Genomic DNA, 14,341 nt, shown 5'->3' with positions numbered 1-14,341 from the left:
AAAAATATACATCTTTAGTCTTTCATAGCTACATAAAATAACTTATAATATTTTTCAAAAAATTATACTTATTTTTTTATGGATAAGTTATGTTCACTCAAAAATTAAAATGCTTTAAGATACTATAATATAGGTATTTTAAAATATATTTTACTTATGAAAGTGTAGATAAATATAAAAGTTTGAAAATTATAGTTTTCAATACAAAATATATATAATTTCAAGATTTTACTATTTATCATATAATTTTACATATATATTAAGTTTAAGTTAAAATATTTTTATAGACTAAAAAAGCTAAAATGATGAGTAAAAAGGAAAATAAATATAAAAGTTTAGCTTGTATGGAATTTTTGGTTTTATTTGGATTTTTGGATTAATCTTGAAAGTTGTCTTGCTAAAAGTTTAGCACTATTTTCATCTTTGCTAAGTTTTTTCATATTTTCTCTAAATTCATAAAGTCTTTTTTCTTGTGCAAAGTCATTTGAAGTATTATTTTGTTTTGAGGTATTGCTTTGGTTTGCTTGCTTTTGCGCGGTTTTTTTCTTAAAAAACATATTATCACCCTATTTTGTTTTTATAATTATAGCTTGATATTTTTTAAGTAAGATTTTTTTATAATTTTTATATTAATTTTTAAAGGAAAAAAGTTTGAAAACCATAGGTTTAATAGGTGGAATGAGTTATGAAAGCACACTTAGCTATTATGAAATAATCAATAAATTAACAAATGAAAAATTGGGAAAATTACACAGTGCTAAGATAGTTTTAACTAGCGTTGATTTTGAAGAAATAGAAGAATGTCAACGCAAGAATGATTGGCAAAAAGCAAGTGAAATTTTAACCCAACATGCCCTACTTTTGCAAAAATGCGGAGTTGATTTTATATTAATTTGTACTAATACTATGCATAAATGTTATGAAAATATACAAAAAAATATTCAAATTCCTATCTTACATATAGCTAAAGCTATGCTTTTAGAGCTTCAAGAGCAAAATATAAATAAAGTATTATTGTTAGGGACAAAATACACTATGCAAGAAGATTTTTATAAACAACTTTTAATTAACTCAAAGATCGAAGTTTTTATTCCCAAAAATGATGATATTTTAAAGCTTAATGATATTATTTTTAATGAGCTTTGCAAAGGTATTATAAATAAAGACTCAAAAAAATATCTAGATGATTTGATTGCTCAATTTCCGGAGGTTCAAGGAGTAATTTTGGGTTGTACTGAACTTGGTTTAATTGTAAAAGAAAGCTCTAAAAAGCTATTTGATAGCGCATATATTCATGCAAAAATGGCTACTTTGAAAGCCTTGGAGAATGAGTGATGAAATATCCTCTAGATTGTGAAGAAAATTTTGAAAAGTCCTTTTTATTTTGGCTTTGTAGATATGTGAAATTTAAGCTTAATTCTTTATCAAATAAGGAATTAAAAGACCCTCAAGCTTTGGCTGTAGTAAATTTAGCCTTAAGCAAGGGTGTTAAAAATATACAAGAACTTGATGCTTATGTAAAAAAAGCAAGAAATGCAGGACTTAGCGGTGTAAATACGTATTTTAATCCTTTGAAAAAACTTTATGAGTATTTGTTATTTTACAAGCTTTATTCACTTAAACAAATCGATGAAGAGCTTTTAGTGGAAATTTTAGCAAGTATTAGTGCTTCTTTATCTGATGCGAGTAAGAAAAATTATCGTATAGCTGTGATTAATTTTTTTGCATTTTTAGATAAACAAAACGAAGAAGATCAAAAAGCACATATTTTTGATATCAACCTTAAAAATTGGGCGGGTATAAGTGGTTCTAAAGGAGTTAAACTGCCTGAATATATGAACGAAGATGAAGTGAGTAAATTTTTAGATGCTATTGATAATACAGATTTTAAAAGCAACACTATACGCAATCGTTTGATTATTAAAATCATCATTTTTACAGGAATTAGGGTTAGCGAGGCTATTAATATAAAATTAAAAGACATTAGCGAAGAAAATGATCTTTATATCATACGTATTAGAGCTAAAGGCAATAAATACCGCGTTGTGATGATTAAAAAAGAGCTTATAGAACATCTTTTAAAAGATGTAAAGGTAAATTATCTTTCTTGTGATGGACTTTTATTTGTCAATTGCAATGGTAAAGCCTTAACCCAAGCTTATGTTTCGCGTATAGTAGAACAAATTTTATTTAAAGCAGGAATTCGCAAGCAAAAAAACGGAGCTCATATGCTAAGACACACTTTTGCTACCCTACTTTATAAAAAACAAAAAGATTTAGTTTTAGTCCAAGAAGCACTAGGCCATGCAAGTTTAAATACTTCAAGAATTTACACACACTTTGACAATGAAAAACTAAAATTAGCTGCAGAAGTAGCAAAAAAACTTCACGATAGAACTTAAATTTTTATAAAAAAATCCGATATATCCTTAAAGAAAGGATATATCATGCAAATAAATGATTATGCTAGTAAAATTAATCCTTATATTTTAAACACTCAAAAAGAAGAAAAAGAAAGCAAAGAAAATAAGAATTTTATAGAATTTAAGTTTACACAAGGTGTGAAAGAGCTTGAAAAAAGTGTTAAAGATAATCAAAATAACAGTGAATCTGAAGATCAATTAAGCAAGCTTTATAGCGAGTTAGCTAAGATACAAGCTAAAATTGCAGAATTAAATGCAAAATTACAATCAAGTCAAGATCCGCAAAAAGCTCAAATGATTAATTCTCAAATTCAAAGTTTAAATGCACAAATGCAAAGTATATATGGCCAAATCATGCAAATACTTTCTCAAGCTATGCAAAGTATGCAATGATTTTAATGTTTTTTAGCATTTAAAAACACACTAAGAATGATTAAGGCAAAAGCAAAAAGATCAATCACACTATAAATAGTTCCTAAAAATAAAAAACTCATAAAAGCAGCAGCCACAGGTTCTATACAAGCTATCATACTAGCTTTAAAAGCTCCTATTAATTCAACTCCTTTTAAGTATAAACAAAAAGCCCCTATTGTGCCTATAAATACAATCGCGCTCATAGCCAAAAAGGAATTTAAAGAAAAATCATGTTTTGGGATATTTCCTTGTAATAATACAAAAAGCAAAAAAGAAGCAAATAAACTAGCCAAACCCATGATTAAAAATAAGCCATATTTTGCTATGATAAGTCTAGCACTCAAAGAATAAAATGCCACTCCAAGAGCTCCAAAAAAAGCCCAAATAACACCTCTTATATCAAGTTTTAAGTTGTTAATATCTCCATTTGTTATAAGTAAAAATAAGGCAAAAAGTATTAAAAGTAAAGCGATTAGCTCTATTTTTTTAGGTAAAATTTTATTTTTAAAACACATAAAAAGCATTATGATTAATGGTGCGTTGTATTGTATCATCGTGGCAGTTCCTGCATCGGTATAATAAATGGCTTTAAAATAACCATATTGAGTTATCAATAAACCAAAGATAGAAAAAATCAAAAGAGAGCTAAGTTCTTGTTTTTGCTTTAGTAGTTTTAATTTGAAATTTTTTGCACCCAAAATTATTAAAATAATGCCTGTAAAAAGCAAACGATAAAAACTCACCCATTCAGCAGAATAATGATTTTTAAACAAATACTCAGCCAAAACTCCACTTACAGCCCAAAATATCCCACCAAGTATGACTAGAAAAACTCCCAAAAAATACCTTTAATCTTATTAATTTATATAATATTTGTAGTAAAATATTATTATATCATTAAATGTATGTATTTTAAGGAAAATTAATGACTTATTTAGAGATTGATGGTGTTGAAAAATTAAACGGAGAAGTGATAATAAGCGGTGCAAAAAATGCTGCACTCCCTTTGATAGCTTCAAGTATTTTAGCTAAAAATGAAGTTCAAATTTCAAATTTACCAAATGTAGCAGATATTTGCACCCTACTTTCTTTGCTTGAAAATTTAGGAGCAAACTATACTTTTAAAGATAATTTTGCAAAAATAAATACAAAGCATTTAAATAAAACCATAGCAAAATATGACATCGTGCGTAAAATGCGTGCTTCTATACTTACCTTAGGGCCTTTACTAGCTAGATTTGGAAATTGCGAAGTTTCTTTACCAGGAGGTTGTGCTATAGGCCAACGCCCTATTGATTTACACCTTTTAGCTTTAGAAAAAATGGGAGCTAATATTGAGATCAAGCAAGGTTATGTGGTAGCTAGCGGAAAGCTTAAGGGTGCTGATGTAATGTTTGATAAAATCACTGTTACAGGTAGTGAAAATATCATCATGGCAGCAGCTCTAGCTCATGGCAAAACTAGACTTTTAAATGTTGCTAAAGAGCCTGAAGTGGTACAACTTTGTGAGGTTTTAGCTAGGGCTGGGCTTGATATACAGGGCATAGGATCTTCTGAGCTTGAAATTTATGGCACAAGTGGAGAACTTTTAGAATTTAAACCTTTTGAAATCATTCCTGATCGTATTGAAGCAGGAACTTATTTGTGTGCAGGAGCTATCACTAACTCAAAAATCACTCTAAAAAAAGTCAATGCAAGCCATCTTAGCGCAGTTTTGGCAAAGCTAGAGCAAATGGGTTTTAGCTTTGATATTAATGAAGATAGTATTAGTATAAATCCTGCTAATGAAATCAAACCGGTTGAAATTTTAACTAGCGAATATCCAGGTTTTCCAACGGATATGCAAGCACAATTTATGGCTTTAGCTCTAAAAGCGAATGGTACAAGTATTATTGATGAGAGATTATTTGAAAATCGTTTTATGCATGTAAGTGAGCTTTTAAGAATGGGAGCTGATATAAGATTAAACGGGCATATTGCTACTATAAATGGCACTAAAGAGCTTTTGGGAGCTGATGTTATGGCTACTGATTTGCGTGCGTCTTCTGCTTTGATTTTAGCAGCTTTAGCAGCTAAAGGCACAAGCAAAATTCATAGAATTTATCATCTTGATAGAGGATATGAAAATTTAGAAGAAAAATTTAAAAAACTAGGTGCAAGTATAAGAAGGCTTGAAGAATGAGAGATATTTTTGCAACTTTAAATTTTTTAAAAGAACAAATTAAAGCAAAAAATGAATTTCAAAAAGTAAATTTAACACAAGCTTTGGGGTGTATTTTATATGAAGATGTTTTTGTGAAAAAAAACCTACCCGCTTTTGATAATTCTGCCCTAGATGGCTATGCGCTAAATTATACACATAAGAATGAATTGCTAGAAATAAAAGGAAGCATTTTAGCAGGCGATAAAAATGATTATATTATAGAAAAAAATGAATGTTATAAAATCATGACAGGAGCTAAAATTCCTCAAAATGCAAATACCATTTTAATGTTTGAAGAAGCTTTGTTTGAAGATGAAAAGCTCAATGCTAAAAATGCTAAAGAAAACAATGCCATCCGTTTTAAAGGCGAGGAAGCAAAGCTTGGAGAGCTTTTGTTTAAAAAGGGGCAAAAAATCACCTCAGGTATGGTAGCTATGCTTGCTGCTCAAGGAATTTATGAGCTAAAAGTCGTTAAAAAAATGCGTATTGGGATTTTTTCAAGTGGAGATGAGCTTGTAGAACCTTGGGAAAATGCTGATGAATATAGCATATATAATGCAAATGCTTTTGGAATTTATGCTATTTTGCAAGATTATGCTGATGTTGAGTATTTAGGACTTATAAAAGATGATTTAAATGCATATAAAAAGCTTTTAGAAAATAAAGAATTTGATATGCTTATAAGCAGTGGTGGAGCTAGCGTGGGTGAGGCTGATTTTATCAAACAAGCTTTGCTTGAGTGTGATTTTAGCCCTATTTTTGAAAAAGTAAATGCTAAACTTTGCAAGCATGTAAAACTTTTTAGCAAAAGCGATATGCTTTTTCTAGCCCTACCAGGAAATCCTTTGGCCTCTTTAGTTTCAACACATATTTTTGCAAAAAATATACTCAATTTACTTTATGGTAAAGAACTTTTGGAATTTGATAAAGCAAGATTGACTAAAGATTTAAATTTTAAAGGTCAAAGAAATGATTTTGCTTTTGGAAAATTAGTCGATGGGTATTTTAAACCAAGTGAAGCTAAATTTGGCTCAGGTATGCTAAAACCTTTATGTGAAAACACGCATATTTTAATCACGCAAATAGATGACACAAAATTAGCAAAAGATCAAGAAGTTAAAGTTTTAAAAATTTAATAGGGTATTACACTACCCTATTTTGAATGATTAATTTCTTGCTTTATCTAAGGTTTTAAAAAGATTATTTAAGATATTTTCTTCATTTTTTTGGTATTTGCTTTGGCGTAATTTCTCCCAAGCATATACGCTATAATCTTTAGAAATCGAACCTATATTTAAATCTGTATTACTAAAAGCATTGTTGCTATCTTTTTTATACTCTTTTTCTTCTTTGTCTTTAAGTGCATTAAGCGTAGCTTGAAATTCATCTGAAGATGTGTTTTTTTCTTTGATTTTTGTCATATTATTTAGGGCTAGCGGACTATTTTTATCATTTACTTGCATGAGCGCTCCTTTTAAAATTTAATAATCACAAGCAAAAAACATTCCTTAATTTTAAAAACTTGACAATAAAATAAAGTTTTGATAAAATCACACTCTACTTTCAAAATGCGGGAATAGCTCAGGGGTAGAGCACAACCTTGCCAAGGTTGGGGTCGCGAGTTCGAATCTCGTTTCCCGCTCCACTTCTTTTAACTAAAATCAAACTTTTTTAATGTATTATACGATTAATATATTTTTATAAAAGGTTACTGTATTGTTTTTTAAGCAAATCATTCTAGTTTTATTTTTCTATACTTTAAGCTTTGCTTCGAATTTTGATGAAGTAAAATTAGCTTTGATTAAAGAATTTAAGACAAATTATCCGCAACTAGAAATCATTTCTTTAGATCTTAATACTCAATCAAGTTTGCCTGCTGATTTTAATCAATACATTTTTTTAAAGTTGGGTAATCATAATTTTGATAGAGCAGATGGTTTTGTAAAGGCTGAATTTAAAACTCCAGAGCAGTTTAAAAAAAATATATTTTTTAAGTATTTTTTAAAGGCAAAATTGGAAGTTTTACAAACCACGCGCCCTATTGCGCGTAATGAAAATTTAAGTCCTGCTAGTTTTAAAATTTTAAAAATTCCTTTTGATAAAGCTCCCCAAGGTGTATTAAAAAAAGATGAAATCGCAAATTTAATAGCCAAAAGTAATATAAGAGAAAATATGATTTTAAAATATAATATGTTTAAAACCAAAACCCTTATACAAAGAAATGATTCTGTTTACGGGGTTATCAAAGATGGGGATTTAAGCATGATAATAGAATTAAAAGCCTTGCAAAGTGGGAATTTAAACCAAAGAATTCGCCTTAAAAACAAAGATGGAAAAGTCGTGCATGGTAAAGTTATTAGTAAAAATTATGTGGAGCTAAAATGAAAAAAATTTTAGTAGGTATTAGCGGGGCTAGTTCTTGTGAACTTGGCTTTTTATTGTTAAAACATTTAAAAGAAAAAGGGCAAATTTATGCCATTATAAGTAAAAATGCAAAAATAAGCTTTACAAAAGAAAATTCTCTTTTAGAAAATATAGACTTTTTGCAATACATAAAAGATAAATTTGAACTTGAACATGTAAATTTTTTAGATAATGAAGATATTAGTCAATGCGTTGCAAGTGGATCTTTTGGTATAGAAACGACTTTTATCACGCCTTGCTCGATTAATACTTTGGCAAAAATTGCTTGTGGTATAAATGATACTTTACTTACAAGAGCTGCAGGAGTGGCTTTAAAAGAACGCAAAAAACTCGTACTTGGGGTAAGGGAAATGCCCTACTCTACTTTAAATTTAGAACAAATGGCTAAACTTTCTAGCTATGGAGTTATCATTGCTCCTCCTGTAATAGCAAGTTATGCTAAGGTTGATAATTTAGAAAAGTTATATGAATTTATCATAGGAAAATGGCTTGATCTAGCAAATATTGAGCATAATTTATATCAAAGGTGGCAATAATGGCTAGTTGTATATACCCAGGGACATTTGATCCTATCACTAATGGACATTTAGATGTGATCGTTCGAGCTAGCAAGATGTTTGAAGAAGTAGTTGTTGCCATAGCTAAAAGTGAGAGTAAAAAGCCTATGTTTAGCTTAGAGCATAGAGAAAAAATGGTAAAAATTGCTACAAAAGACTTAAAAAATGTTAAAATTACAACTTTTGATAACTTACTAGTAGATCTTGCTAAAAATTTGCAAATAAATATCATTATAAGAGGCTTAAGAGCGGTGAGTGATTTTGAGTATGAATTACAACTTGGTTATGCAAATCACATGCTTTGGGAAGATTTTGAAACTATATATCTTATGCCAAATTTAAAAAATTCTTTTATTTCAAGCTCTATAGTAAGATCAATTTGTGCGCATAATGGCGATGTGAGTAAGCTTGTACCAAAAGAAATTATACCTTTATTAAAGGAGAGAGATTGTATATAGCTTTTGAAGGGGTTGATTGTGTGGGTAAAAGCACGCAAATAGAGCTTTTAAAAAAATATTTTCATAATGCATTTTTTACTAAAGAACCAGGTGGAAGTGAGCTTGGAGTGCATTTGAGAAAAATTTTATTAGAAAGTAAAATGCAATTTTCTAAAAAGGCTGAGCTTTTGCTTTTTTTAGCAGATAGAGCAAATTTAATCGACATGCATTTAGCGCAAAATAAAAACAAATTTATCATTTCAGATCGTAGTTTTATTTCTAATATGGCTTATGCAAGATGTGATTTTGATCAAAATATTTTATTTGAGTTAAATTCTTTTGCCACAGGTGGACTTTTTCCACAAAAGGTTGTGTTTTTACATGGTTCTAAAGAGCTTATTGAGCAAAGACTTTCTAAAAAAGATTTAGATAGTATTGAAAAAAGAGGGATTGAGTATTTTTTAAATATACAAAAAGCTTTAGAAGAAACTTTAGAGTTTTTAAAAACTAAGATAGATATAAAAATTTTAAAATTAGATGCTTCTTTAAGCATTGAAAATTTACATGAAAAGATTAAGGAATTTATAGATGATTAATGCTTTAAAAGGAATGAAAGATTTACAAGATGATCAAGCTGCTCTTTATGAAAAAGTAGTAAAAACTTGCGAAGAAGTAGCTAAAAACTATGGTTTTACTTTTATTAATTGTCCGCATTTAGAACTTACTAAGCTTTTTAAAAGAAGTGTTGGGGAAAGCTCTGATATAGTTGGCAAAGAAATGTATGAATTTGTTGATAAAGCAGGCAATGATGTGTGTTTGAGGCCTGAAGGGACAGCTGGAGTGGTAAGATCATACATAGAAGCTAAAATGGATAAGGCTCAAAGTGTTAAAAGATGGTTTTATCATGGCTCTATGTTTCGCTATGAAAGACCACAAAAAGGAAGATTGCGTGAATTTCATCAATTTGGTGTAGAAAGCTTTGGTATAGCAAGTGTGTATGAGGATGCGAGTATTATTTTAATGCTAAATGAAATTTTTAAACGCTTAGAAATTCACACAAGTTTGAAGATTAATTCTTTAGGCTGTAAAGAATGTATGGGTGTATATAAAGAAAAACTCATAGCTTTTTTAAATTCTAAAGAAGGTTTTTGCGAAGATTGCTTAAGAAGAAAAGACTTAAATCCTATTAGAGTGCTTGATTGTAAAAATGATCATTGTCAAAGTTTAATCGAAAATGCACCAAAACTAAGTGAAAATTTATGCTCATGTTGTAAGAAAGATTATGAAAAATTACAAAAACTTTTAAAAGAAAATGATGTTGAGTTTGAATGTGATGAGAAATTAGTGCGTGGGCTTGATTATTATTCTAAAAGTGCATTTGAGTTTGTTAGCGATGAAATCGGTGCAAAGGCTGCTGTGGCAGGTGGTGGAAGGTATGATAGATTGATTGAATACTTAGATGGTAAAAGTGGCTATGGCGTGGGTTTTGCTATGGGTATAGAAAGGATTATGGCTATTTTAGAGCAAAAACAAAGCATAAAAGCTAGAGAAGGAATTTATCTTTGTGCTATGGATGAAGCTTATATAGATACTATTTTTAAATTAGCAAATACTTTAAGAAAAAAACATAAGGTATATTTAAGCTATGAAGCAAAAAAACTTGCAAAGCATTTAAACCAAGCAGATAATGCTAATGCTAAAATCTTTTTGTGTATAGGTGAAGATGAAATGCAAAAAGAAGAGATTTTTTATAAAAATTTAGATAGTAAAGAAAATAAAAATATAAAATTAGCAAATTTGGAGAATGAGTTATGATTGATTATGGTATTAATATTTGGGGTGCGAATAATTTTATTATCGAAAATGGCAAAGTATGTGTAAATCATGGTAAAAAACCTGCCATTATAGATATAGTAAATACTTTGCGTGATGATGGTTATAAGGGGCCATTGTTACTTCGTTTTCCTCATTTAATCCATAAGCAAATTGAGCAGATTTATGAAAAATTTTCTAAAGCAAAAAAAGAATTTAACTATAAAGGTTCTTTTAATGCTGTGTATCCTTTAAAAGTCAATCAATACCCAGGTTTTGTAAAAAATTTAGTTAATCTAGGTAAAGAATATAACTATGGCTTAGAAGCAGGAAGCAAGGCTGAGCTTTTACTAGCTATGGCTTATAATAATGAAGGCGCTCCTATAACAGTCAATGGTTTTAAAGATAAAGAACTCATAAATATGGGCTTTATAGCGTGTGAAATGGGTCATAATATCACTTTAACTATGGAAGGGCTTAATGAGCTTGAAGCAATGATTGAAATTGCTAAAAATCGTTTTAAGCCAAAGCCAAATATAGGCTTAAGGGTGCGTTTGCATTCAGCTGGAGTAGGAATTTGGGCAAAAAGTGGAGGTATAAATTCAAAATTTGGTTTAACTTCTACTGAGCTTATTGAAGCGGTAAATCTTTTAAAAGCTAATAAGCTTTTAGATCAATTTACTATGATACATTTTCATTTAGGCTCACAAATTACTGAAATTCATCCTTTGAAAAAAGCTTTAAATGAAGCGGGTAATATCTACACTGAGCTTAGAAAAATGGGTGCAAAAAATTTAAAAGCTATTAATCTTGGCGGGGGTTTAGCAGTAGAATACTCTCAGTTTAAAAACGAAACAAGCAGAAATTACACCTTAAGTGAGTATGCAAACGATGTTGTATTTATTTTAAAAAGCATAGCAGAACAAAAAAAAGATTTAGAGCCTGATATTTTTATAGAAAGTGGGCGTTTTGTAGCGGCTAATCATGCTGTTTTGGTAGCGCCTGTTTTAGAGCTTTTTTCTCAAGAATACACAGAAAGCAAGCTTTTATTAAAAGATAAAAATCCAAAACTTATTGATGAACTTTATGATTTGTATAAAAACATTAAGGCTTCTAATGCGCTTGAGTATTTACATGATAGTATTGATCATATGGAGAGTATTTTAACCTTGTTTGATTTGGGTTATGTGGATTTACAAGATCGCTCTAATAGTGAAATTTTAGTGCATTTGATTATGAGAAAAGCTATTTCTTTAGTGGGTGATCAAGCTGATTTATCGAGTTTGCAAAATGAAGTGCAAGAAAAATATTTAGTGAATTTTTCAGTATTTCAGTCTTTGCCTGATTTTTGGGGTTTAGAGCAAAATTTCCCTATCATGCCACTTGATAGACTTAATAAAAAACCTACAAGAAGCGCAAGTATATGGGATATAACTTGTGATAGCGATGGAGAAATTTCTTATTCTAAAGATAATCCTTTGTTTTTACATGATATTGATGTAGAAGCTGAAGATTATTTTTTAGGATTTTTCCTAGTGGGAGCTTATCAAGAAGTGCTTGGTATGAAGCATAATCTTTTTACACATCCAACCGAAGCTTGTATAAGTATTAATGAAAAGGGTTTTGAAGTAGAAAGCGTGCTAGAGGCTCAATCTATTTTAGATACCTTAGAAGATCTTGACTATGATATTCATGCAATTATGGATAATATTAATGAAAAAATTTATGCTTCAAAACTTGTTAATGAAAATCAAAAAAAGCATATTTTGGGTGAAATTTATTTATTTTTAAATGATAATGGATATTTAAAAAGCATAGGTTCTAAATGAATATTTTTAAACTAATCAAAGAAGATTTTTCTATGCCAAAGCAAAAAGATCCTGCATATAGATCTTGCGTGGAATTAGTTTTTAATTATCCTGGTGTTTGGGCTGTGGTAAATTATCGCTTTGCGCATTTTTTTTACCAAAAAGGTTTTAAAAAAATAGCAAGGATTATTAGTGGAATTTCTCAGTTTCTTACTGGAGTTGATTTACACCCTGGAGCACATTTAGGTAGAAGGATATTTATAGATCATGCAAGTGGGGTTGTGATTGGTGAGACTTCTATTATAGGTGATGATGTTTTGATTTATCAAGGTGTTACTTTAGGTGGAACGAGTTTAGATAAAAATACCAAAAGACACCCTACTATAGAAGATGGCGTGATCATAGGTTCTGGTGCTAAAATTTTAGGCAATATTACTATAGGTAAAAATGCAAAAATAGGCTCAAATGCAGTTGTATTAAAAGATGTTGGGTCAAATTTAACAGCTATTGGCATACCTGCTTATATTAAAGAACATGGTAAGATTGATTATGAAGAAAAAATCGCTAAATTAGAAGCAAGACTTGCTATTTTGGAAGAAAAGCTAAATAAAGAGGATAAATGATAGCAATTACAGGTGGAGGCACAGGAGGACATTTAGCTATAGCTAGATGTTTATTGCAAAGTGCAAGAAAACAAGGCATAGAATGTATTTACATAGGAAGTGAAAATGGCCAAGATAGACTTTGGTTTGAAAATGAAGATGGTTTTTATAAAAAATACTTTCTAAGTTCTCAAGGCGTTGTTAATAAAAAAGGCTTGGCTAAGGTTCAATCGTTTTTGCATATTGTAAAACTTGCAAGAAAAACAAAACAAATTTTAAAAGAACATAATATTAAAGTAGTTTTTAGTGTGGGTGGATATAGCAGTGCTCCAGGCGCTTTTGGTGCTTTAATGGCAAATATCCCACTTTTAATCCATGAGCAAAATTCAAAAATGGGAAGTTTAAATTCACTTTTAAAGCCTTTTTCTAAAGCTTTTTTTACTGCTTTTGATGATCAAGTTAATAAAGCAAATACTTTCTTTTGTCCTTATCCTATTAGTGAAATTTTTTCACAAAAAGCAAGAGTGAGAAAAGAATTAAAAAATATTATTTTTCTTGGTGGATCTCAAGGGGCTAAATTTATAAACGATCTTGTCTTAGAAAATGCTTTATACTTTAAAGAAAAAGGCATAAATATCATTCACCAATGTGGTAAGAATGATTATGAAAGATGTAAAAAAGCTTATGAGGATTTAAATGTCAATGTAGAGCTTTTTGACTTTGATAAAAACATTATAGATAAAATTTCTAAAGCAGATTTAGCCATATCAAGATCAGGTGCAAGTAGTCTTTTTGAGCTTAGTGCAAATTTACTTCCTTGTATTTTTATTCCTTATCCATATGCGGCTAAAAATCATCAGTATTTCAATGCTTTGTATTTAAAAGAGCGTAATTTGTGTGAAATTTTAACCCAAGAAGAAAAACATCAATTTTTAAATTTGGTAAAAAATTTCTCACTAGAAGAAAAATCTATAGCCTTACAAGAGTTAAAAAGTGAAAATGGTGCAGATTTTATGATAGAAAAAGCAAAACAAATGGGGTTTATTTAAATAAAATACTCCCCAAACGCACCATATTTGAGCCACATTTTATAGCTAGTTCAAAATCCCCGCTCATGCCCATAGAGCAAATTTTTGCCCCGTGTTTTTGTAAATTTTCATAGATTTTAAAAGTTTGCTCAAAACTTTCTTGAACTTTTTCCTCATCCATAGAACCTATACACATAATACCTATAAGGTTTAAATTTTTACACTCTTCTTGTATTTGCAAATACTCTTCTATGGCCTTATTTTGCTCTATGCCACTTTTAGAACTTTCATTGGCAGTATTTATTTCTAATAAAGTATCTAATTTATAATCAAGTCTTTTATCTACAGCTTTGGCGATTTTTAAGCCATTGCAAGATTGCCAAAGTAATGGGTTTTGTTTGATTAAAAGATTGATTTTATTACTTTGAAGATTACCTATAAAATGCCACTTGATTTCTAAGTCTTGAAGTTTTTCTTTTTTTAAAGCTAAAGCTTGGACTTGATTTTCTCCAAACTCTACAACACCTTGCTTAAAAAGCTCTCGAATTTGTTCATCTTGGACATACTTGCTAGCTGCCACTAAACGTACATTTTGTTTTATGGTTTTTTCAAAAATACTTTCTAAATTCATCT

The 14,341-nt window shown here is 29.7% G+C and carries 17 protein-coding genes and 1 tRNA gene; 14 read left to right on the top strand and 4 right to left on the bottom strand.

Going from position 1 to position 14,341, the window contains the following annotated elements; all coding sequences use genetic code 11:
• Positions 1–359: 359 nt before the first annotated feature.
• Complete coding sequence (locus L8X36_RS01850) at positions 360–557, bottom strand: molybdenum cofactor biosynthesis protein (protein ID WP_263679393.1); 198 nt, start codon at positions 555–557, stop codon at positions 360–362.
• Between the two features lie 94 nt (positions 558–651).
• Here L8X36_RS01850 and L8X36_RS01845 point away from each other — a divergent pair, with 94 nt between their 5' ends.
• From L8X36_RS01845 to L8X36_RS01835, 3 genes are read left to right on the top strand one after another with little or no spacing between them, the layout of a single operon-like run.
• Complete coding sequence (locus L8X36_RS01845) at positions 652–1,335, top strand: aspartate/glutamate racemase family protein (RefSeq protein ID WP_263679394.1); 684 nt, start codon at positions 652–654, stop codon at positions 1,333–1,335.
• Positions 1,335–2,402, top strand: a complete 1,068-nt coding sequence (locus L8X36_RS01840; RefSeq protein WP_263682286.1) for a tyrosine-type recombinase/integrase — start codon at positions 1,335–1,337, stop codon at positions 2,400–2,402. Before L8X36_RS01845 ends, L8X36_RS01840 begins: the two co-directional genes overlap by 1 nt.
• 45 nt (positions 2,403–2,447) lie before the next feature.
• The gene (locus L8X36_RS01835) at positions 2,448–2,816 is read left to right on the top strand and encodes a hypothetical protein (RefSeq protein ID WP_257928187.1); all 369 of its coding nucleotides are present in this window, start codon (positions 2,448–2,450) and stop codon (positions 2,814–2,816) included.
• 2 nt (positions 2,817–2,818) lie between these two features.
• Here the strand turns inward: L8X36_RS01835 and L8X36_RS01830 are convergent, their stop codons facing one another.
• Entirely contained in the window at positions 2,819–3,676 is an 858-nt protein-coding gene (locus tag L8X36_RS01830) for a DMT family transporter (RefSeq protein ID WP_263682285.1), read from the bottom strand.
• A gap of 86 nt (positions 3,677–3,762) precedes the next feature.
• Here L8X36_RS01830 and murA point away from each other — a divergent pair, with 86 nt between their 5' ends.
• Both murA and L8X36_RS01820 read left to right on the top strand, forming a co-directional pair.
• Complete coding sequence (gene murA / locus L8X36_RS01825) at positions 3,763–5,019, top strand: UDP-N-acetylglucosamine 1-carboxyvinyltransferase (RefSeq protein ID WP_263682284.1); 1,257 nt, start codon at positions 3,763–3,765, stop codon at positions 5,017–5,019.
• Positions 5,016–6,176, top strand: coding sequence for a molybdopterin molybdotransferase MoeA (locus L8X36_RS01820; RefSeq protein ID WP_263682283.1), 1,161 nt, complete (start codon positions 5,016–5,018; stop codon positions 6,174–6,176). Before murA ends, L8X36_RS01820 begins: the two co-directional genes overlap by 4 nt.
• Before the next feature lie 30 nt (positions 6,177–6,206).
• Here L8X36_RS01820 and L8X36_RS01815 read toward each other — a convergent pair whose 3' ends face one another.
• Positions 6,207–6,503: a hypothetical protein gene (locus L8X36_RS01815; protein WP_087700600.1), complete on the bottom strand. Its 297-nt coding sequence runs from the start codon at positions 6,501–6,503 to the stop codon at positions 6,207–6,209.
• A 107-nt stretch (positions 6,504–6,610) separates the two neighbouring features.
• Between L8X36_RS01815 and L8X36_RS01810 the strand changes: the two genes are divergently transcribed.
• From L8X36_RS01810 to murG, 9 genes are all read left to right on the top strand, one after another.
• Positions 6,611–6,685: transfer RNA gene (locus L8X36_RS01810), tRNA-Gly, on the top strand.
• A gap of 71 nt (positions 6,686–6,756) precedes the next feature.
• On the top strand, positions 6,757–7,425 hold the full coding sequence (flgA, locus tag L8X36_RS01805; protein WP_087700599.1) for a flagellar basal body P-ring formation chaperone FlgA: 669 nt from the start codon (positions 6,757–6,759) through the stop codon (positions 7,423–7,425).
• Positions 7,422–8,000, top strand: a complete 579-nt coding sequence (locus L8X36_RS01800; protein ID WP_263680620.1) for a UbiX family flavin prenyltransferase — start codon at positions 7,422–7,424, stop codon at positions 7,998–8,000. Before flgA ends, L8X36_RS01800 begins: the two co-directional genes overlap by 4 nt.
• Positions 8,000–8,479, top strand: a complete 480-nt coding sequence (coaD, locus tag L8X36_RS01795) for a pantetheine-phosphate adenylyltransferase (RefSeq protein WP_263682282.1) — start codon at positions 8,000–8,002, stop codon at positions 8,477–8,479. The genes L8X36_RS01800 and coaD overlap by 1 nt, the downstream gene beginning before the upstream one ends.
• Positions 8,470–9,054 carry a dTMP kinase gene (tmk, locus tag L8X36_RS01790; RefSeq protein WP_263682281.1) on the top strand — a complete coding sequence of 195 codons (585 nt, stop codon included), beginning with the start codon at positions 8,470–8,472 and terminating at the stop codon, positions 9,052–9,054. The genes coaD and tmk overlap by 10 nt, the downstream gene beginning before the upstream one ends.
• Positions 9,047–10,273: a histidine--tRNA ligase gene (gene hisS, locus L8X36_RS01785; protein ID WP_263682280.1), complete on the top strand. Its 1,227-nt coding sequence runs from the start codon at positions 9,047–9,049 to the stop codon at positions 10,271–10,273. Before tmk ends, hisS begins: the two co-directional genes overlap by 8 nt.
• Positions 10,270–12,099 (top strand): biosynthetic arginine decarboxylase, encoded by a 1,830-nt coding sequence (speA, locus tag L8X36_RS01780; RefSeq protein WP_214124750.1) that lies wholly within the window; start codon positions 10,270–10,272, stop codon positions 12,097–12,099. Before hisS ends, speA begins: the two co-directional genes overlap by 4 nt.
• Positions 12,096–12,701: a serine O-acetyltransferase gene (cysE, locus tag L8X36_RS01775; protein ID WP_263682279.1), complete on the top strand. Its 606-nt coding sequence runs from the start codon at positions 12,096–12,098 to the stop codon at positions 12,699–12,701. The genes speA and cysE overlap by 4 nt, the downstream gene beginning before the upstream one ends.
• Positions 12,698–13,729, top strand: a complete 1,032-nt coding sequence (gene murG, locus L8X36_RS01770; RefSeq protein ID WP_263682278.1) for an undecaprenyldiphospho-muramoylpentapeptide beta-N-acetylglucosaminyltransferase — start codon at positions 12,698–12,700, stop codon at positions 13,727–13,729. Before cysE ends, murG begins: the two co-directional genes overlap by 4 nt.
• On the opposite strand, the gene L8X36_RS01765 is transcribed toward murG, so the two are convergent.
• On the bottom strand, positions 13,722–14,339 hold the full coding sequence (locus tag L8X36_RS01765; RefSeq protein ID WP_263682277.1) for a YggS family pyridoxal phosphate-dependent enzyme: 618 nt from the start codon (positions 14,337–14,339) through the stop codon (positions 13,722–13,724). The two genes, murG and L8X36_RS01765, sit on opposite strands and share 8 nt — an antisense overlap.
• Positions 14,340–14,341 lie beyond the last annotated feature (2 nt).

Source organism: Campylobacter sp. CNRCH_2014_0184h (assembly GCF_025772985.1).
Taxonomy (GTDB): domain Bacteria; phylum Campylobacterota; class Campylobacteria; order Campylobacterales; family Campylobacteraceae; genus Campylobacter_D.
This window is presented reverse-complemented; position numbering and strand designations above follow the sequence as displayed.

Excerpts from the sequence above, each read along its gene's own strand:
- L8X36_RS01850 (WP_263679393.1), bottom strand. The coding sequence starts at position 557 with ATGTTTTTTAAGAAAAAAACCGCGCAAAAGCAAGCAAACCAAAGCAAT.
- L8X36_RS01840 (WP_263682286.1), top strand. The coding sequence starts at position 1,335 with ATGAAATATCCTCTAGATTGTGAAGAAAATTTTGAAAAGTCCTTTTTA.
- L8X36_RS01835 (WP_257928187.1), top strand. The coding sequence starts at position 2,448 with ATGCAAATAAATGATTATGCTAGTAAAATTAATCCTTATATTTTAAAC.
- murA (WP_263682284.1), top strand. The coding sequence starts at position 3,763 with ATGACTTATTTAGAGATTGATGGTGTTGAAAAATTAAACGGAGAAGTG.
- L8X36_RS01820 (WP_263682283.1), top strand. The coding sequence starts at position 5,016 with ATGAGAGATATTTTTGCAACTTTAAATTTTTTAAAAGAACAAATTAAA.
- L8X36_RS01815 (WP_087700600.1), bottom strand. The coding sequence starts at position 6,503 with ATGCAAGTAAATGATAAAAATAGTCCGCTAGCCCTAAATAATATGACA.
- L8X36_RS01800 (WP_263680620.1), top strand. The coding sequence starts at position 7,422 with ATGAAAAAAATTTTAGTAGGTATTAGCGGGGCTAGTTCTTGTGAACTT.
- coaD (WP_263682282.1), top strand. The coding sequence starts at position 8,000 with ATGGCTAGTTGTATATACCCAGGGACATTTGATCCTATCACTAATGGA.
- hisS (WP_263682280.1), top strand. The coding sequence starts at position 9,047 with ATGATTAATGCTTTAAAAGGAATGAAAGATTTACAAGATGATCAAGCT.
- speA (WP_214124750.1), top strand. The coding sequence starts at position 10,270 with ATGATTGATTATGGTATTAATATTTGGGGTGCGAATAATTTTATTATC.
- cysE (WP_263682279.1), top strand. The coding sequence starts at position 12,096 with ATGAATATTTTTAAACTAATCAAAGAAGATTTTTCTATGCCAAAGCAA.
- murG (WP_263682278.1), top strand. The coding sequence starts at position 12,698 with ATGATAGCAATTACAGGTGGAGGCACAGGAGGACATTTAGCTATAGCT.
- L8X36_RS01765 (WP_263682277.1), bottom strand. The coding sequence starts at position 14,339 with ATGAATTTAGAAAGTATTTTTGAAAAAACCATAAAACAAAATGTACGT.